Genomic DNA, 19,179 nt, shown 5'->3' on the forward strand with positions numbered 1-19,179 from the left:
CTGCTCCATACAATATATGTTGTCCACCCCAAAGTAGAAGTGAATAATAATTGATTGGTTCTCTTGTCCGGAACAGGTGTACCATTACAAAATGGCACGTATTTATTTAGTATTTTACAAGAATTTTTGCTGAAAAAGATTATTCGACAAAACTTCTCAATATTCGCTAAATGAAGAGTTTGACAACAAATTTTTAAATGTGTAATACTATGATTGTATAGGGCTCCTATACAGATCGTCATGATGAAGGGATAGTGAAAGTGCATGCAAGGTAAAGTAAAATGGTTTAATGCAGAAAAAGGGTTTGGCTTTATCGAAAGAGAAGACGGAGATGATGTTTTCGTACACTTCTCAGCTATCAACTCTGAAGGTTACAAATCTCTTGATGAAGGCCAAGAAGTTGAGTTTGAAATCGTTGATGGAGCTCGCGGTCCTCAGGCAGCCAACGTAACTAAACTATAATGTAAACTAGCCGATACATCGGATAATAACCCGGCATTCTTAGAATGCCGGGTTATTTATGTTTTTATTGTGTAATGGGTGCCTGGCACCGTCATTACACAAGTGTGTAAAAGCGGTGCCTGGCACCATTTGTCGATTATGTAAATGTTTTGTCAAGATATTTTAAAGTTTACACAGGAATTGATAAAGGGTATATCGAAATATATATACATCACGGAAGGAGGAGTTAAGATATGCAATTTAACATTCGTGGAGAAAACATTGAGGTGACTCCGGCTTTAAGGGAGTATGTAGAAAAGAAAGTTGCTAAACTTCAACGCTATTTTAACGAAACTCCGAACACTGACGCGCATGTCAACCTGAAGGTCTATAACAATGACCAATCCGTTGAGGTGACCATCCCTATGACAGGGTTGCTGCTCCGTGCTGAGGAAAGCCATACGGATATGTATGCTGCAATTGACCTCGTAATTGAAAAATTAGAGCGTCAGATTCGTAAACATAAAACAAAGGTGAACCGCCGTTCCAAACAAAACGGAGGCATTCATGAAATGATTGCCAACAGTGCAGACGCAACAACAACATTAGTCGTGGATGACGAGGAAGATGACGAGTTTGAAATCGTCCGTGAAAAAAGATTTGATTTTAAACCGATGGATACTGAAGAAGCTATCCTGCAAATGGATCTGCTAGGCCATAATTTTTTCGTTTATAATCATGCGGAAACCGGTACAACAAATGTGGTGTATAAACGCAGAGATGGAAAATATGGATTGATCAGCCCGGAATAATCAACTAAAACAAAACAGCCGGCCAAGGGACGCATCAATTGTCTTTTGCGCCGGTTTTTTAATGCCATCTTTTCATGTCCATTCAAAAAAGGACTTTGGCTGCTCAGCAAGAAATGAGTATAGAAAGATAAAAATGGGGGATCTGCATGCTTTCAGAAAAACAGCTGTCACAAATAAAAAAACTTCAGCAGCAATGCGAATCATTCGAAAACCTGCGATTGAAACTGAACTGGGACATGCTTGAACAGCGGACGGATGAAAGAAAGGAGGACTTTTTTCATTATGAGGCAGGTGAATTAGCTGCATTTATCGGCCTATACGGTTTCGGAAACAAAGTGGAGATGTGCGGCATGGTCTTTCCAGCACATAGGCGGAAAGGGATTTTCACCTCCTTATTTAAGGAAGCGGCGGAGGCTGTCAAATTCCAGCGATACGAACAGATCCTGCTGAATGCTCCCTCCACTTCACATACTGCAAAGGGATATTTAAAAAAGGTTCCTTGCCGTTTTGCCTTTTCAGAGCATCAGATGAGATGGCAGGAAGGGCCGATTCAGCTGGAAGAGGGGGTCACGTTAAGGCAATCTCGTCCCGAGGACTTTGCGTTTGAGGTTCAGATAGATGTGGATTGCTTTGGATTCCATCCCGATAAGGCCCATGAGTATAACCAAAGCATAAAGAACGACGATAGGCAGCAATTCTACATTATTGAGAACAATGGAAAAGCGGCAGGAAAAGTCCGGGTGGCTGCCGATTCAGGGGAGGCCTGGATCTATGGCTTTGCAGTTGCTCCATCCGAACAGGGGAAAGGGATCGGCCGTAAGATGCTGAAAACCATTATCGCCGATCAGCACCAGCAAGGGAACTCGGTTTTCCTGGAAGTGGAAGCGAAAAATAACCATGCCTTGAAGCTTTATGAAGCATGCGGCTTTAAAGTGTACTACACACAGGATTATTACCGTTTGTCCAATGGATGAATCGGGTGAACACTCATTGTGTTTTTCTGCAATAATGCCTATAATTTTACATGATCATGAAAAAGGGGATATTAACTATGAAGAGTATTTTAAAGACCTATCGTTTTCCGCTCATTCTTCTGCTGGCAATCGTCATCGGAAGCATCATCGGTTTTACGCAAGGTAAGGATGCAGCTGTATTAAAACCGTTTGGTGATATATTTTTGAATGCGATGTTTATGATCGTCGTACCGCTCGTTTTCTTTTCCATCTCATCCGCGATCGCTTCCATGGGCGGGGTCAAGCGTCTAGGGAAAGTCATGGGCTCCATGTTGGTTGTTTTCCTTTTTACAGGAGTCATTGCTTCCGTCGTCGCAATGGCTGGAGTTAAAATTTATTCTCCGTCAAAAGGCGTTAACATCGAGCTTGTAAAGCCTGAGGAGGCGGCAGAGAAAGTTTCACTCGGTGACCAGATCGTTCAAACACTGACCGTATCTGATTTCTCCGAATTGTTTTCACGCTCGAACATGCTCGCTCTAATTTTATTTTCTGTATTGATGGGTGTGGCTGTTTCAATGATCGGTGGAAAAGGGAAACCATTCGCTGACTTCCTTAAATCAGGAAGCGAAGTGATGCTGAAGATGGTCAGCCTTGTGATGTATTATGCACCGATCGGTTTGGGGGCGTATTTTGCAGCATTGATCGGGGAGTTTGGACCAACTCTTCTAGGATCTTATCTGCGCGCCGTTCTGTATTATTATCCTCTTGCTATTATCTATTTCTTTGGATTTTTCTCGCTATATGCTTATATGGCCAGTGGTAAAGCGGGTGTCCGCCACTTCTGGAAGAACATGCTTTCTCCATCATTGACGGCTCTTGCCACTTGCAGTTCAGCTGCTTCCATTCCTGTTAACCTTGAAGCCTCTAAGAAAATGGGTGTGCCGAATGATATTAGCGAAACGGCTGTTCCTCTTGGTGCAACCCTTCATAAAGATGGGTCTGTCATGGGCGGTGTGCTGAAGATCACCTTCCTGTTTGGGATCTTTGGACATGATTTCTCCGGCATCGGCACCTATGTCCTCGTTCTCGTTGTTTCGCTGCTTGTAGGTATGGTCATGGGGGCAATTCCGCAAGGCGGGATGATCGGTGAAATGCTGATTCTTTCACTCTTTGGATTCCCGATTGAAGCCTTGCCGATTGCTGCCGCGATCAGCACGATCATTGATCCGCCGGCAACCCTGCTGAATGCGACGGGTGATAACGTGGCAAGTATGATGACAGCACGCCTCGTTGAAGGCAAGAATAGAATGAAAGAAACCGTCATGAGACTTGGCGAACAAAAAGGGGCATAAAAGTTCAGGGGCACAGCCATTTAGGCTGTGCTTTTTAGCAGGTCAGCGAGACCGTTTAAAAGGGCTTTAGGGAGTGCATCCTTAAGGATGAAGGACTTAGACTCTGCCGATTCAGCCAATCGACATACAGTTTTTGCAATAAAACTTCGAAGAGGTGTAGAGTTTAACGGATTTAGGCTTTGTTAAAGCTTTTTGTAAATTCTTTTACAATTCCACCATTCATTCCATTTTTCTTTATACTTAGAATCAGAAGTTTGTGAAAGGACGTACGAAAAATCCAATTGACAGCTGAAGAGGCTTCAGCTTTCTTGTCGTGAAATTCACAAACTGATAGAATAAGTAATAGCACTTATTTCCTGAACAGAGGAGCGTTAGCAGATGATAGGATTGCTTAAAAAAATTTTTCCAAGTACGAACGATCGAAATTTAAATAGATACCAGAAGATCGCTGATCAGGTAGATGGACTGGGGGAAGCGCTTAAAGGTCTTTCGGATGATGACCTTCGTCAAAAAACGGAGGAATTCAGAGCGCGGCTCTCCAAAGGGGAATCACTGGATGCCCTTCTTCCTGAGGCGTTTGCGGTTGTTAGAGAAGCGGCAGACCGTGTACTCGGATTGCGTCCGTATCCTGTTCAAATCATGGGGGCAACGGCGCTCCATGAGGGCAATATCGCCGAAATGAAAACCGGTGAAGGTAAAACGCTGGTAGCGACGATGCCAGTTTATTTGAATGCTCTTGAAGGAAAAGGCGTTCACGTGGTCACTGTCAATGAATACCTTGCGCGCCGTGACTCCGAATTGATGAGTCCTCTGTATAACTTCCTCGGCCTTACAGTTGGCTTGAACATCTCCAACCTTTCACGAGAGGAAAAACAGGAAGCGTATGCTGCGGACATTACGTACGGTACGAACAACGAGTATGGCTTCGACTATCTCCGTGACAACATGGTTGTTTATAAAGAACAAATGGTTCAGCGTCCGTTGAACTATGCGATCGTCGATGAAGTTGACTCCATTCTTATTGACGAAGCCCGTACACCGCTGATCATTTCAGGTTCAGCACAAAAGTCTACGGAAATGTACATGATGGCGAATATGTTTGTCCGCACGCTGAAAAAAGAAGAAGACTACACGGTCGATGTGAAGACGAAGAATGTTCAGCTTACGGAAGAGGGAATTACGAAGGCTGAAAAATATTTTAACATCGATAACCTATATGATTATTCTCATGTTACGTTAAACCACCATATCAACCAGGCGCTAAAAGCCAACATTATCATGATCCTTGATGTAGATTATGTGGTTCAGGAGGGCGAGGTCGTTATCGTTGACCCGTTCACTGGACGTTTGATGGCGGGACGCCGATACAGCGAAGGCCTTCACCAGGCGATTGAAGCAAAGGAAGGACTGGAGATTCAGCGCGAGAGCATGACACTCGCTACGATTACCTTCCAGAACTACTTCCGTATGTACAACAAGCTTTCCGGAATGACCGGTACTGCGAAGACGGAAGAAGAAGAGTTCCGCAACATCTACAACATGGAGGTAGTCGCGATACCGACGAACCGCCCGGTCGCACGTCAAGATAATTCTGATTACGTGTATAAATCCATGGCCGGAAAATTCCGTGCCATCGTGAAAGAGATTCAGGATCGCTATGCAACTGGCCAGCCGATTCTCGTGGGTACGGTAGCCGTTGAAACCTCTGAATTACTTTCACAAATGCTCCGCAAAAAAGGAATTCCGCATAACGTTTTGAATGCCAAAAACCATGAGCGTGAAGCGGAAATCATTGAAAATGCCGGCCAGATCGGCATGGTTACCATCGCCACCAACATGGCGGGCCGTGGTACGGATATCAAGCTCGGAGAAGGTGTGCGTGAGCTTGGCGGCCTTCATATCCTAGGTACGGAACGCCACGAATCACGCCGTATCGATAACCAGCTCCGTGGACGTTCAGGACGTCAGGGAGATCCCGGTTCTTCTCAGTTCTACATTTCCATGGAAGATGAACTGATGCGGCGATTCGGTTCAGATAACATGATGAATATGATGGAACGCCTTGGAATGGATGAAGATACGCCGATCGAAAGCAAGCTCGTGACCAAAGCGGTTGAATCTGCGCAAAAACGGGTGGAAGGTTCCAACTTCGATGCTCGTAAGCAGCTTCTTCAATACGACGATGTCATGCGCCAGCAGCGTGAGATCATCTACAAACAGCGCCAGGAAGTGCTTGATGCCGAAAATCTCGGTGATATCGTTCTTCGAATGGTTGACTCTTGTATCGAACGTATCGTTAAAGCTCATACGGCTGACGAAACGGTTCAGGAAGAATGGGATCTTACTGAGATTGTGAATTATGCTGTGGCTACTTTCTTGAATGAAGATGACCTGACAGTTAAAGAGATTGAAGGACTCGATCAGGAAGAAATTATCGAGGTGCTGAAAGAAAAAGCGCACCGCGCGTTTGCTGAGAAGGAATCGATGATCGAGCCTGAACATATGCGTGAATTTGAAAAAGCGGTCATTCTCCGTTCAGTTGACTCCAAATGGATGGATCACATCGACCAGATGGAACAGCTTCGCCAAGGAATCCACCTTCGTGCATACGGCCAAAACGATCCTCTTCGCGAGTATCAGTTCGAAGGCTTTGAAATGTTTGAAGCGATGATTGCTGCCATCGAAGAAGAAGTAGCGATGTACATCATGAAAGCTCAAGTAGAGCAGAACATGCAGCGTGAACAAGTCGCTGAAGGTAAAGCGGTTGTTCCGAGCGATAAGCAGGAAACAAAGCGCCAGCCTGTGAAGAAAAAGCAGGACATCGGCCGAAATGCTCTTTGCCCATGCGGAAGCGGCAAAAAATATAAACAATGTCACGGCGCAGTGGAGAATTAATCCCGCCGGGTGATATAATAAATGGAAGAAGCAGGAGAGTCGGGGTTTAAGACTCTCTTTGCTGTGTTTTTCACAGCAAAACAGCAGATACTCACGATTGGGTTACAACCAAAAACACGAGGTGGCAGAAATGGAATTAGTAGAGATTAAGCAAGAACTGAACATTATGGCTAAGCGATTAGCGGACTTCAGGGGGTCTCTTTGACCTCGATAACAAAAAAGCAAAGATAGCAGAGCTCGATGAAAAAATGAGTGCACCGGAATTCTGGGATGACCAGAACGCGGCTCAGACCGTGATCAGCGAAGCGAACGGGCTGAAAGATCAAGTGAACCAGTTTGAGGATTTAAACGGCCGTTATGAGGACCTTGAAGTGGCACATGAAATGCTGAAGGAAGAACCCGACGCTGACATGCAGAAAGAACTGGAGCGCGATTTAAAAGAACTTTCCAACGGGTTAAATACGTTTGAGCTTTCTCTTCTTTTAAATCAGCCTTACGACCGCAACAACGCCATACTTGAACTTCACCCCGGAGCTGGCGGAACCGAGTCACAGGACTGGGCATCCATGCTGCTTCGCATGTACACACGCTATGCGGAGCGTAAAGGATTCAAGGTAGAGACCCTGGATTATCTGCCAGGTGATGAAGCCGGCGTGAAGAGTGTAACGCTTGGCATCAAAGGCCACAACGCATACGGTTATTTAAAAGCAGAAAAAGGGGTTCACCGATTGGTTCGGATCTCTCCGTTTGATTCATCCGGACGCCGCCATACCTCATTCGTATCATGTGATGTCGTGCCAGAGATCAATGATGATTCTGAAATCGAAGTCCGTACAGAGGATTTGAAAGTGGATACGTACCGTGCCAGCGGAGCAGGCGGCCAGCACGTTAATACGACGGACTCTGCTGTACGGATTACGCATATTCCTACAAACACGGTTGTTTCATGCCAAACCGAGCGCTCACAGATCAAAAACCGTGATCATGCAATGAAAATGCTGAAAGCGAAGCTTCTTCAGCGAAAGATTGAAGAACAGCAGGCGGAATTGGCGGAAATTCGCGGAGAACAAAAGGAAATCGGATGGGGAAGCCAGATTCGTTCCTACGTCTTCCACCCGTACAGCCTTGTAAAAGACCACCGTACGAACACCGAGATGGGAAACGTTCAAGCCGTTATGGACGGCGACATTGAAAGCTTTATTGATGCATATCTGCGTTCTAAAATCTAATATGAAGAGAAGATGAAGTCTGGCCCTGTTAAAGGGCCAGACTTTTTTGTATTTCTTGTTTTTGAAAATGACTCGTTTTGCAAGTAAACCTTGTCGAATCGCAAGTAAATCATGTCCAACCTTTTTAGCCCCCTTAATCATTTGGACACGAAATATAAAAAGAAATACACTAAAACTAGTCAAAGATTAAGGGGACAATCGAATGCCGAAGAAGAAAATCGAAATTATAGAAGATGTGAAAAAGAAACATGTTCGAATGGCGTTGGAATCCGGAAGAATGACCTCTATTGCCCGGAAAGCAGGAATATCCCGGAATACATTATCTCAGTGGATGAAGGAGTACGAAGATGAGGTCCGAGAACAGATGGAGGAGGAAGGCACCACTGTTTTATCCGATGACCCTTCAAAGGATGAGCTGCTGGAGAAGTATGAACAGGCCATGAAGTTACTTGGAGAGAAAGAACTGGAAGTGGCGATGTTAAAAAACCTCTTAAAAAAAGGGAATTCTCCATCGAGGAAAAAATAGCAGAAGCCAGGTTATGGATAGAAGAAGGATTCTCTGTAAAGAAAACAACAGAATCTTTGGAGGTGCATCGTTCCTTGTTTTATTACCATGAAAAGACGGATCAGGAGGAGCTTTCCCCTATAAAAAGGGGCCGCCCGACCCCCGGGTATTCCTTAACGATAGCTGGAGACAAAGTCTCAGATCTCGAGATTGAAGAGTTTCTCATGGAAGCCATTGAAGGAGAAAAAAGTGCGTATGGGTATCGGAAACTTACCCACTATCTCCGCACGGAGAAGCAGCTGGATATTAATCCGAAAAAGGTTTACCGGCTGTGTGCTGGCCTGGATATTCTAATGCAGAAGCGAAAGAGCGGCCCCTTATATCCCAGAAGACTTGCCAAACAGCATATCATTACGGGGCCTAACCAATTATGGCAGCTGGACATCAAATACGGATCTATCCAGAAGAGTGGCCGTTTTTTCTTCCTGGCCAGTGCCATCGATGTGTTTGATCGCTGTATCGTAGGATATTATCGAGGGTCGACCTGTCAGGCGTTTTTAAGGCGTCAGATTCATTTCTCAGATGAGGATGATTCAATGAATTTAATTATACGGACAGATAACGGCCCTCAGTTTTTAAGCCGGTCCTTCGGAGAATTCTGCCATCATCATTACGTTCTACATGAAAGAATCCCACCGAAGTCTCCGGATCTTAATGCCTTTATTGAATCCTTCCACAGCGTGATTGAACGAGAATGTTATCAAGAATATAACTTTGATTGTTTTGATGAGGCATATTATCGAATAGATGAATACATCGATTTCTATAACAAACGTCGATACCACGGAAGTCTCAACTATATGTCACCTGTTCAATATCATGAGTGGTTCAAGGAACATGGCTGTAAAGAAGATATGGTCGTCAATTTATAAAAAAGAACTCCATCTTCTTTCAACGACTGAAGATGCAGAACAAAAAAGTAAAAAACTAAGATAAACGAAGAATAAGAAACTTGTGTCTAAAAATACGGGGGCCAAACCGCAACTGCCAGTGAAAATAGCATTTTCGCAAGTAAATCATCATATGCCGCAAGTAATTCATGTCGAACTGCAAGTAATGGCAGCATAAGAGGCCCCTGCAGTCCAAGATCTCTATCTTTTCTATCTAAATCACACAAAAAAACGATCCAACCGGGGCGGTTGGATCGTTTTTTTGTCTTGCGTTCATTTCCTCGTTTAAACTTACCTGTTTCTTTTGCCAGGATAAGCTGCATCTCCTTTTCGCCTGATGCGTTATGGAGCATTGAGAGGCCATTGTCCATCGTTTACTATGTATACCTTCACTATTGCAGGGGTAAAATCTCCTCGTGTGCCGGAACATGCCGCTGCAGCACCTCGATCTCATGCTCCAAGTAGGAGATATAATGTTCCATCTGTTCAAAACGTTCGAGTATGGCGTAATGATAGTTGTCCATCCCTCGTTCCAGCTTATTGAAATTGGATTCAATGATATCAAGCTTGGCCTGATAACGATCCAGTCTTCCGAGTGCTTCCTCCATACGCTGTAAAAGGAGCAGATACAGCTTTTTTTCGTCGATTTTCATCGGTTCATCTCCTTCAAGTCCTCGTTATATTGTTACTAGTTTAACTGAAACTTGTCTGAATTTGTAAATAATATTTCGACAAATACACTGTACGCCATGAAGCTAAAGGCGCCATGCTGTGTGGCAGCGGGGAGCTGTCTGACCGCGGATGATTTATTTCAATTTTATTCCTTTACCGCGTCATTGGGATCGCATTCACAGGGCAGAATAGTAGTGATATAATGATGCGGGTTTTACCATTTTACGAACTTGAGGGGTTTAGAAAGTAGGGTAATGTAGCAATGATGACAGCTTTGCGAAGACGTAATGGTGTTTTGCCGCCAAGGGCAGAACTTGCCTTGGAATATATATTTGTAGTGATTGGTTCGGCCTTTGTAGCACTCGCTTTTTCTGTTTTCTTGCTGCCGAACAAGATTGCTTCCGGCGGGGTGAGCGGAATCAGCACGATCCTTAAATGGGTGGCTGGCTGGGATCCCTCCATTGTCCAATGGGCGCTCAACATTCCTTTGTTTTTTGCGGGAATTATGTTTCTCGGAAAACAGTTTGGAGCCAAAACGCTGGTCGGAACAGTCGTTTTACCGTTGTTCGTTTTTATCTTCAGTGATTGGGGCCCGGCAACCAATGATCCGCTGCTTGGTGCGTTATTCGGAGGATTAGGTGTGGGAGCCGGACTTGGCATCGTGTTCCGGGGAAAAGCTTCAACAGGCGGTGTTGACCTCCTGGCACAGATCGTCCACAAATATGCGGGCGTCTCTCTAGGAACATGCATCCTGTTTATCGATGGGACAATTGTTTGTACATCTGCCCTTGTTTTTGGTCTTGAGAAGGCTCTTTATGCCTTGATCGCCATGTTCTTGACGGCAAAAACGATCGATGTCGTGCAAATGGGGCTTGGAGTTTCGAAGGTGGCGCTGATCATCTCTGATCAGGAGGAAGATATGCGCCAGGGCATCCTTACCGAGATTTACAGAGGGGTGACCAAAATCGATGCGTTCGGCGGGTATACGCAGGATGAACGGCCGATGCTCATGTGCGTGGTCGCACAATATGAGGTGACCAAGCTGAAACAATTCGTTAAGAGCGTTGATCCATCAGCATTTATTATCCTGTTGAACGCCAATGAAGTCCTGGGCGAAGGATTCAAGCGTGCGTAATAAAAATAGTTGCCGGTGAGCTTTGTTGCTCGCCGGTTTTTTTATAGGATTTGCCATTCACATACTGAGGCTTGAAAGAGATCCTCAAGTGTATTTTTCAAAGTAAATGAAAGGAGCCTGCTATTTGTGAAGCAGAGAAATCTCCTTTACAATAGGCGGTTCAATCCTCCCACTCAAAAGGGTTAAAAAACTGAGAAATGATGGATTTTGTCTAAATCTGTGTGCTGTACCGACAGTATAAGTTAAGAACCTGCGAATGGGTATGTTTGTCGGCTAAGCAAAAAGAAGCAGTTTTTGCAGAAGTGAAGGTTTTAAAATACCGGGGCTTCCCCGCCACCTCGTTAAATATGCGAATAATGTCGTAATTTTTTCGTCGTATAACTGTAAAGATAGTGAAAAAGTCACTTGTTATTCGAAAACTGCGTCGAAACTTGAAATGAAACTGTAATAAAATTTACAGTTTCCGATGATATAATAGGAATTACGGGAAAAATCACCGATTTTGTATAAATGGGTTGAAATAGATTGTCGAATTTAACAGGCGGCTGGGGAAATACGGAGTTCTGAAATTAAGGAAGTGATGAATTTTGATAGAAATGAAAGACGTATGGAAAACATATCCCAATGGAGTTATGGCTTTAAACGGGATCGATATCTACATAGATAAAGGTGAATTTGTTTATGTAGTAGGGCCGAGTGGAGCCGGTAAATCTACGTTCATCAAGTGCATGTACAGAGAAGAGAAGCCGACAAAAGGTTCGATCCTCATACAGGGCACAGATCTGGCAAAATTAAGGGAACGCAATATTCCTAAGATGCGCAGAAAGATTGGAGTAGTCTTTCAGGACTTTAAACTGCTGCCGAAGCTGACAGTATACGAAAATGTTGCTTTTGCACTTGAAGTTATTGAGGAATCTCCAAAAGTGATCCGCCAGCGTGTCATGGAAGTTCTCGACCTGGTCCGATTGAAAAACAAAGCGCGTTCTTTTCCGGATGAGCTTTCAGGCGGAGAACAGCAGCGTGTATCGATCGCCCGATCCATTGTTAATCATCCTCCGGTAATCATTGCGGATGAGCCGACGGGAAACCTTGACCCTGAAACAGCATGGGAGATCATGGACATCTTTAAGGAAATTAACGAACGTGGCACGACAGTTGTCATGGCCACTCACAATAAAGACATTGTTAACAGTTTTCAAAAGCGCGTAATCGCCATCGAAGACGGGCGAATCGTGCGTGACGAGCAGAAGGGGGAATACGGTTATGAAGTCTAGAACCCTAAAGCGTCACTTTACAGAAGCATTTAAAAGTCTTGGGAGAAATGGCTGGATGTCATTTGCCTCCGTTAGTGCAGTAACGGTTACTTTATTGCTTGTCGGCGTTTTTCTAGTGGTCCTATTAAACTTAAATCATCTTGCAGGCCAGATTGAAGGCGATGTAGAGATTCGGGCGTATATTGACCGCACGACGAAACAAACGGAATATGCTGATCTTCAGCAAAAGATGGAACAGATTCCGAATGTGAATGAAGTAAAATTCCAATCCAAAGAAGATGGATTGAAAGAATTGATTAAGAGTCTTGGAGATGAAGGAAAAGCCTTCTCCTCTCTGAAAAAAGAAAATCCATTGCCGGACGCATACATCATTAAAACAAAGAAGCCTCAGGATACCGCATCTGTCGCTTCTGAAATAGAGAAATTTGACCACATCAAGAAGGTTGATTACGGCCAGGGAACGGTAGAACGGCTGTTTAAAGTAACAAGCGTGGCCAGAAATGTAGGGATTGTTTTAATCGTTGGATTAATCTTTACAGCAATGTTCCTCATTTCAAACACGATTAAACTTACCATTGTTTCCCGCCGCAAAGAAATTGAAATTATGAAACTTGTTGGTGCTACAAATGGCTTTATTCGCTGGCCTTTCTTCATTGAAGGGTTTGTGCTGGGAGTGCTGGGGGCAGTCATACCAATCCTCGTTGTAGTGTTTGGCTATGAATTCCTGCACGGTTCAGTCAATAATCAGCTTGATACCGTCTTTGTCAAACTGATGCCTGTCTATCCGATGGTACTTCAGCTTTCAGCATTGCTGGCTATTATCGGCGGATTGATTGGGGTATGGGGAAGCATGACTTCCGTACGCAAATTCTTAAGAGTATAAGTTTTAAAAAACATGAAATCTGGGGTACAAAAGGGGAGGACTTGATTTGAACAGAAAGATCGCAGGATTAACACTTTCATTAAGCCTCGCTCTTAGCGGTATTACAGCATACCAATCATCCACGACAGCCAGCGCAGAAACGCTAAAGAGCATACAAGAGAAAAAAGAGGCGAACAAGAAAAAACAAGGCGCCGCTAACGCTAGACTAAAGCTCAACGAAAAGAACCAGGCAGCTACCAAGAAAGAAATTGAACGCATCGATAAATCAACGATGGCTACAGAAAGCCAGATCAAAAAGAAAGAAAGTGAGATTCAATCCACACAGGATCAGATCGATCAGCTGAAGACAGAGATTGATCTTGTTCAAAAGCGGATCGATAAGCGGGACCAGCTGCTGAAAGAACGCGTCAGCTCCATGTATGAGAGCGGCGGAGCTGTCCAGTATCTTGAAGTGGTTCTCGGATCCAAAAACTTCGGTGATTTTCTTGACCGTGTGGTCGCGTTAAATCTCATTGCGGATCAGGACCGCCAGCTTTTGGAAGAGCAAAAGAAGGATAAGGACCTTTTAGAACAGAAGAAACAAAAGGTTGAAGATCAGCTTTCTGCTCTTAAGGACAAAATGCGGGAGCTTCAGGACCTGAAAAAGCAGCTCGATGCACAAATGGCAGAGAAAACCCGTTTGATGTCTTCATTAAAGAAAAAGCATTCTGAAATTGAGGACGAAGTGGAAAAGTATGAGCATTCGGCTGAGCTTCTAAGCAGCCAGGAGAAGGCCATTAAAGAAGAACAAGCTCGAGCCAAACAGGCTGAGGAGCAAAACAGCTCGAAGGGAAGCGCAGGCGGAAATGCTGCGAATACCGGATCAGGAATGATCATGAAGCCGGCAGCGGGTATCTTTACTTCCGGGATCGGTTCTCGCTGGAACAAGTTCCACGCGGGTGTTGATATTGCCAAGCCAGGTACAGTTCCGATCTACGCAGCGGCAGATGGTACTGTCATCCGTTCAGATTACTCTTCATCCTATGGAAATGTAATCTTCATTACCCACTCGATCAATGGACAAACGTGGACCACGGTTTACGGGCACATGAGAGAGCGTGTCGTTCAGGGCGGTTCTGTAAAACGCGGACAGCTGATCGGATACATGGGGAACACCGGCCACTCAACAGGCCAGCACTTGCATTTTGAGCTTCACAAGGGGCCATGGAATGCATCGAAATCCAATGCCGTTGACCCTCGTCCGTATATGTAATAAGAGAAATATATGGACATAAAAATACAAGCTGTTCATAATATAGAGTAGGAGTTACGGGCGGACACATCAGGTCCATCTCTTACTTTGAAAATTGGCATCGCATCCGGAAGGTGTGGTGCCTTTTTCTGCCAAAAATGAGGTGAGCGAAATGAAAAGAAAAGTTGTTGCGCTTCTTATGGTTTTATCGCTTGTAATTGGAGCCGGCGGAATGTACGGCTATATGCATTGGTCCAATAAAGATCAATCATTGGGCAACGCTGGATCAGTCAGTGACATGAAAAGCACTAAAGCGCCGGTGAATCAGGAGCAGGAATTTGCGAAGCTTCAAAAAACGTTTGAGCTGATCTCCTCGAGGTATTACCAGAAAGTAGATTCAGAGAAACTGCTTGAAGGTGCGATCGACGGGATGGTGAAGACATTAAAGGATCCTTATTCCGTATATATGGATGAAGACACGGCCAGCCAGTTTACCCAGTCATTGGATTCCTCTTTTGAGGGAATCGGAACTGAAGTGAGCATGGTGGATGGAAAAGTTACCGTAATTGCGCCATTTAAAGATTCCCCTGCCGAACGTTCAGGTGTGAAGCCGAATGACCAGATCATAACGGTTGACGGCAAAAGCCTCGAAGGTCTTGATCTGTATGAGGCTGTTTTAAAAATCCGGGGCAAAAAAGGTTCTACCGTTACGCTCGGCATTAAGCGAACAGGCGTCAATGATACGCTTAAAATCGACGTGAAACGTGATACCATTCCGATTGAGACAGTGTATTCCAACGTTCAAAAAGTAAACGGCAAAAAAATCGGGGTTTTAAATATAACGTCTTTCTCTGAGAATACAGGAAACGATTTTAAAGAAAGACTCAGTCAACTCGAAAGCAAGGAGATCCAGGGCCTTGTCATTGATGTCCGCGGAAACCCGGGCGGTTACCTGAATGCGGTAGACAGCATGCTGAAGGAAATTATTCCGGCAGGCAAACCTTTTGTCCAGATTGAAAACCGACAAGGGGGCAAAGAGCGCTACGCTTCTCAATTAAAAGAGAAAAAGGATTATCCAATCGTCGGCCTTGTGGACGGGGGAAGTGCATCCGCTTCTGAAATCATGGCAGCAGCCTTAAAAGAAGCCGGAGGGTACCCGCTTGTTGGTGAAAAGACCTTCGGTAAAGGAACGGTGCAGCAGACCATCGATCTTGGAGACGGCAGCAACGTGAAGCTGACTCTTGCTAAATGGCTGACGCCTGACGGCAACTGGATCCACAAAAAAGGCATCAAACCCAATTATGCGGTGAAACAGCCGGCTTATTTCTACACAAGCCCGCTTACCATTGACAAACCGCTTGTTTATGACATGAACAGCGAGCAAGTAAAAAATGCACAGAAAATGCTTCAGGGTCTAGGCTTTGATCCGGGACGCACCGACGGCTATTTTGACGAAAAAACACAAATGGCTGTTACCGCCTTCCAAAAAGCCAACAAGCTCAGCCCATCAGGCAAAGTTGATCAAAAAACAGCCGGCAAGCTGGAAAGCAAGATCATCACAGAAATCAGAAATAAGAAAAACGACGTCCAGCTCCAAACCGCTTTGGAGATGGCGGCAGAAAAGTAAAACTGAAATTGGGTTCCGCAGGTTCTTTCCTGCGGAATTTTTTTGTTTATCGGGAGATGCGGTGTTTGGCACGTAACTGGTGAAAAGTGGCACGTAATGCCCCTAAACTGGCATGTTAACGATGAAAATCCGAATGTAATCGACAAAAACTGGCACGTAAATCACCAAAACCCGCATGTAAACGCAAAAGAACCATCCTCTATTTCTTCTAATCCAGCAAAAAATGCTTTTCTTTATAAAATGCTGCACATTTTATTACACTCCCGGTTCTTTTCGGGTTATACTTAAAAATATTCAACATATAAAGCTTGTGTAAATTTACATTCCAGGCAAGGGCCGGAATTCATACTTAGAATCGATAACCAACGTTGAGAAAAGAAGCATTAAGGAGAGATTTGCGTGATGGATATTTTTGTAAAGGAACTGCTTCATGGGATAGCAGCTCTTTTTTTACATCCACTATCATACGTGTTTGTGATTGTTGCTTTTGTGATTGGTTTTAAGCGGGTAAAACGGGAGCGGAAAGAATTTAAAGTAAAAGTCCACCCGGTCATTGATAACTTGATTCAATCGTTTTTTCCCGGACTTCTGATCGGGGTCATATTTTCGGCTGTGCTTCTCGGAGCCGGTGTGGTTGTACCAATGGGAATGGTAGCCTTGATCGGTGTGATGTACGCTTTACTTGGTTTAACCCTGAAAACAAGATTTTTGAACCCGGCCTATGCGATCGGACTAGCTTCAGTAGTCGCACTTGTCCTTCCTCATGTAACGACAAATGTCGATTTTCTCGATATATGGCTTAGGGATATCCGCAACACACCTCTTGATGCACTTGGTATTCTCATGTCGCTCCTCCTTATTCAAGAGGGTATCCTGATCATCTGGAAAGGCGCAAAAAGAACGTCTCCCCGCCTGCTGAAAGGCAAGAGGGGGCAGTATGTGGGCGCACATGAGGCCACGAGGTTCTGGCTTGTTCCGCAATTCTTTTTGATACCGATCGGTGCCATTCCAGCCCAGGGAGACTGGCCGATCTTCGGACTGCAGGCTGTCGGATATTCCATCCTGCTCGTTCCGTTTGCTGTAGGCTTCCGCCAGCTCAATTCTCACTGTCTTCCACAGGAAGCGATTAAAGCGACCGGAAAACAAGTACTGGCTCTTGGAGTACTCATCGCAGCCATTACGCTTGTCGGTATCTATACGGGCCTTCCGCTTCTTACCGTTATTGCCATATTTGGCGGTACGCTCGGCCGTGAGCTGATTACGGTCATTAACAGCCAGCGTGATGACAATGGCAAGCCTTTCTTCACACGCAGGAATGAGGGACTTGTCGTGCTAGGTGTAGTGCCTGGCACCCCGGCCGCTAAGATGGGCATTCAGGTAGGGGAAGTCATCATGAAGGTGAACGGAGTCACCTTGAATAATGAGCGTGAGTTCTACCGAGCCCTGCAGATTAATGCTGCTTTCTGCAAGCTTGAGGTTTTGGATCATAAAGGGGAAATCCGTTTTTCCCAACGATCGCTCTATGAGAACGAGCACCACGAGCTCGGTTTGCTGTTCGTGCATGAAATAACGGAAAAGAAGAGTGTAGAAGTTTCATAACGATGTTTGAGAGTGGGTCTAAAACCCACTCTTTTTTAGTCCGAAAAATTGTACAGCCGGGACGATGATCACATTCCTAATTCAACGAACGGGCTGCTGAGTTTAAGCAATCAACAGCAATGATATAATAATGGGGACATTCTTAATCATGGAACTGGAGGAAAATAAGATGAAGCCTATCACGGCCCCCGACCTTTCAACAAGACCGTTTAGCCTGACAGCCGAGCGACAGATGGATGCGTCACCCGATGTCCTTTTCCAAGCATGGACGAAGAAATTCGACCGTTGGTTTGCAGAACCTGGGACAGTCTTAATGAAGGGAGAGGTAAACACTGCCTTTTTCTTTTATACATTTTTTGAGGGGAAACGGCATCCGCATTACGGGCGTTTTTTGAGGCTTGAGAAAGACCGGCTCGTTGAAATCACTTGGGTGACTGGGGCTGGGGGAACAAAGGGATCTGAAACATTGGTTACCGTTGAGCTTAGTCCTCATGCAAACGGTACGATACTCCGGCTTACGCACACAGGATTCCCCGATGCGGAATCGAGAGATCAGCATGAACAAGCTTGGCCAATCGTACTGGAAAATCTTGACCTTCGGATGACAGAAAGTGATAAGCGGTAGCTGGTTTTTTCAACAAAACCTATTGACACTCCCCAGATGATTCAATACAATGAAAAGTGATATTGATAATCATTTTCAGTTAAATAAAAAATGCTACACATACATTTATTATGGTTTAAAGGAGGGTGAATGATGTCCAGGCTCTATGCTAAGAATTTGAAGATTGCTTATGGTGAGCGAGACATCGTCAAAAATCTGGATATCTCCATTCCGGATGGGCAAATTACCACGATTATCGGTCCAAACGGCTGCGGAAAATCAACGGTCTTGAAAACGTTGTCGCGCATACTTAATCCGAAATCCGGCGTTGTTTATCTTGATGGTAAAGGCATCAGCAAGGAACCGACAAAGCAAATTGCTCAAAAGATGGCAATTTTGCCGCAGTCTCCTGATTCACCGGAAGGACTTACGGTTGGTGAACTCGTTTCTTACGGAAGATTTCCCTACCAAAAAGGTCTTGGAAAACTTGCGAGAAGAGATTTCGAGGTTATCGACTGGGCTCTTGAGGTAACTGGAAATTATGAGTTTAAAGATCGGGCGGTGGATGCCCTGTCAGGTGGCCAGCGCCAGCGTGTATGGATCGCCATGGCATTGGCACAAGAAACAGATATTATCCTGCTGGATGAGCCGACTACATATTTGGATTTGTCTCATCAGTTAGAGGTACTCGAGCTGTTATACCAACTGAATCGTGATCAAAAGCGGACAATTGTGATGGTCATTCATGATTTGAATCATGCGGCGCGGTTTGCTCACCATATGGTTGCGATGAAAGACGGTGCCATCCTTAAAGAGGGAAGTGCTGAAGAAGTGATGACACGCCAGGTGCTTCGAAATGTTTTCAGTATCGATGCTGAGATTGGTGTGGATCCGAGAACAAGGAAGCCCGTATGTCTAACGTATGATCTTATCAAAAGTGTTCAATTAGTAGAGAACTTGGCGTAATCAAACGCCTTTCTTTTTTACAGTTAATTAAGAATGATTTTTATTGTCAAA

Annotated in this window: 18 protein-coding genes; 16 read left to right on the forward strand and 2 right to left on the reverse strand. The window is 44.7% G+C overall.

The window, feature by feature from the left end; all coding sequences use genetic code 11:
- Window positions 1-264 precede the first annotated feature (264 nt).
- The 8 genes from QYF49_RS03275 (at window position 265) to QYF49_RS03310 (ending at window position 9,119) form a co-directional block, all read left to right on the forward strand.
- On the forward strand, window positions 265-462 hold the full coding sequence (locus QYF49_RS03275) for a cold shock domain-containing protein (RefSeq protein WP_061971922.1): 198 nt from the start codon (window positions 265-267) through the stop codon (window positions 460-462).
- Window positions 463-695: 233 nt separating this feature from the next.
- A complete protein-coding gene (gene hpf / locus QYF49_RS03280; protein WP_290398194.1) occupies window positions 696-1,253 on the forward strand; it encodes a ribosome hibernation-promoting factor, HPF/YfiA family in 558 nt (185 codons plus the stop codon).
- Between the two features lie 146 nt (window positions 1,254-1,399).
- Window positions 1,400-2,227, forward strand: coding sequence for a GNAT family N-acetyltransferase (locus QYF49_RS03285; RefSeq protein ID WP_290398195.1), 828 nt, complete (start codon window positions 1,400-1,402; stop codon window positions 2,225-2,227).
- Window positions 2,228-2,304: 77 nt separating this feature from the next.
- A complete protein-coding gene (locus tag QYF49_RS03290) occupies window positions 2,305-3,558 on the forward strand; it encodes a dicarboxylate/amino acid:cation symporter (RefSeq protein WP_290398196.1) in 1,254 nt (417 codons plus the stop codon).
- A 378-nt stretch (window positions 3,559-3,936) separates the two neighbouring features.
- Complete coding sequence (secA, locus tag QYF49_RS03295) at window positions 3,937-6,453, forward strand: preprotein translocase subunit SecA (RefSeq protein WP_290398197.1); 2,517 nt, start codon at window positions 3,937-3,939, stop codon at window positions 6,451-6,453.
- Window positions 6,454-6,583: 130 nt separating this feature from the next.
- Window positions 6,584-7,682, forward strand: a protein-coding gene (gene prfB, locus QYF49_RS03300; protein WP_290398198.1) for a peptide chain release factor 2 whose coding sequence is annotated in 2 segments (ribosomal slippage) — window positions 6,584-6,646 and window positions 6,648-7,682 — 1,098 coding nt in all. Because the reading frame shifts where the segments join, the coding sequence is not laid out codon by codon here.
- A 202-nt stretch (window positions 7,683-7,884) separates the two neighbouring features.
- Window positions 7,885-8,208: a transposase gene (locus tag QYF49_RS03305; RefSeq protein WP_290398199.1), complete on the forward strand. Its 324-nt coding sequence runs from the start codon at window positions 7,885-7,887 to the stop codon at window positions 8,206-8,208.
- Window positions 8,209-8,225: 17 nt separating this feature from the next.
- Window positions 8,226-9,119 carry an IS3 family transposase gene (locus QYF49_RS03310; RefSeq protein ID WP_290399031.1) on the forward strand — a complete coding sequence of 298 codons (894 nt, stop codon included), beginning with the start codon at window positions 8,226-8,228 and terminating at the stop codon, window positions 9,117-9,119.
- An 86-nt stretch (window positions 9,120-9,205) separates the two neighbouring features.
- On the opposite strand, the gene QYF49_RS03315 is transcribed toward QYF49_RS03310, so the two are convergent.
- Window positions 9,206-9,460 (reverse strand): hypothetical protein, encoded by a 255-nt coding sequence (locus tag QYF49_RS03315; protein ID WP_290398200.1) that lies wholly within the window; start codon window positions 9,458-9,460, stop codon window positions 9,206-9,208.
- 69 nt (window positions 9,461-9,529) lie between these two features.
- Window positions 9,530-9,790 carry a hypothetical protein gene (locus QYF49_RS03320; RefSeq protein ID WP_290398201.1) on the reverse strand — a complete coding sequence of 87 codons (261 nt, stop codon included), beginning with the start codon at window positions 9,788-9,790 and terminating at the stop codon, window positions 9,530-9,532.
- Window positions 9,791-10,071: 281 nt separating this feature from the next.
- On the opposite strand from QYF49_RS03320, the gene QYF49_RS03325 reads away from it, so the two are divergent.
- The 8 genes from QYF49_RS03325 (at window position 10,072) to QYF49_RS03360 (ending at window position 19,128) form a co-directional block, all read left to right on the forward strand.
- The gene (locus QYF49_RS03325) at window positions 10,072-10,944 is read left to right on the forward strand and encodes a YitT family protein (protein ID WP_290398202.1); all 873 of its coding nucleotides are present in this window, start codon (window positions 10,072-10,074) and stop codon (window positions 10,942-10,944) included.
- 587 nt (window positions 10,945-11,531) lie between these two features.
- Window positions 11,532-12,218, forward strand: a complete 687-nt coding sequence (gene ftsE / locus QYF49_RS03330) for a cell division ATP-binding protein FtsE (protein WP_290398203.1) — start codon at window positions 11,532-11,534, stop codon at window positions 12,216-12,218.
- Window positions 12,208-13,101 (forward strand): permease-like cell division protein FtsX, encoded by an 894-nt coding sequence (gene ftsX, locus QYF49_RS03335; protein ID WP_290398204.1) that lies wholly within the window; start codon window positions 12,208-12,210, stop codon window positions 13,099-13,101. The genes ftsE and ftsX overlap by 11 nt, the downstream gene beginning before the upstream one ends.
- A 46-nt stretch (window positions 13,102-13,147) precedes the next feature.
- On the forward strand, window positions 13,148-14,353 hold the full coding sequence (locus QYF49_RS03340) for a murein hydrolase activator EnvC family protein (protein WP_290398205.1): 1,206 nt from the start codon (window positions 13,148-13,150) through the stop codon (window positions 14,351-14,353).
- A gap of 151 nt (window positions 14,354-14,504) precedes the next feature.
- Window positions 14,505-15,959: a S41 family peptidase gene (locus tag QYF49_RS03345; protein ID WP_290398206.1), complete on the forward strand. Its 1,455-nt coding sequence runs from the start codon at window positions 14,505-14,507 to the stop codon at window positions 15,957-15,959.
- Between the two features lie 402 nt (window positions 15,960-16,361).
- Window positions 16,362-17,558, forward strand: coding sequence for a PDZ domain-containing protein (locus tag QYF49_RS03350; protein ID WP_290399032.1), 1,197 nt, complete (start codon window positions 16,362-16,364; stop codon window positions 17,556-17,558).
- Between the two features lie 169 nt (window positions 17,559-17,727).
- Window positions 17,728-18,183, forward strand: a complete 456-nt coding sequence (locus QYF49_RS03355; protein ID WP_290398207.1) for an SRPBCC family protein — start codon at window positions 17,728-17,730, stop codon at window positions 18,181-18,183.
- A 132-nt stretch (window positions 18,184-18,315) separates the two neighbouring features.
- A complete protein-coding gene (locus QYF49_RS03360; RefSeq protein WP_290399033.1) occupies window positions 18,316-19,128 on the forward strand; it encodes an ABC transporter ATP-binding protein in 813 nt (270 codons plus the stop codon).
- Window positions 19,129-19,179: the final 51 nt, after the last annotated feature.

This window comes from Fictibacillus terranigra (genome assembly GCF_030412265.1).
GTDB classification, from domain to species: Bacteria; Bacillota; Bacilli; order Bacillales; family Fictibacillaceae; genus Fictibacillus_C; species Fictibacillus_C terrinigri.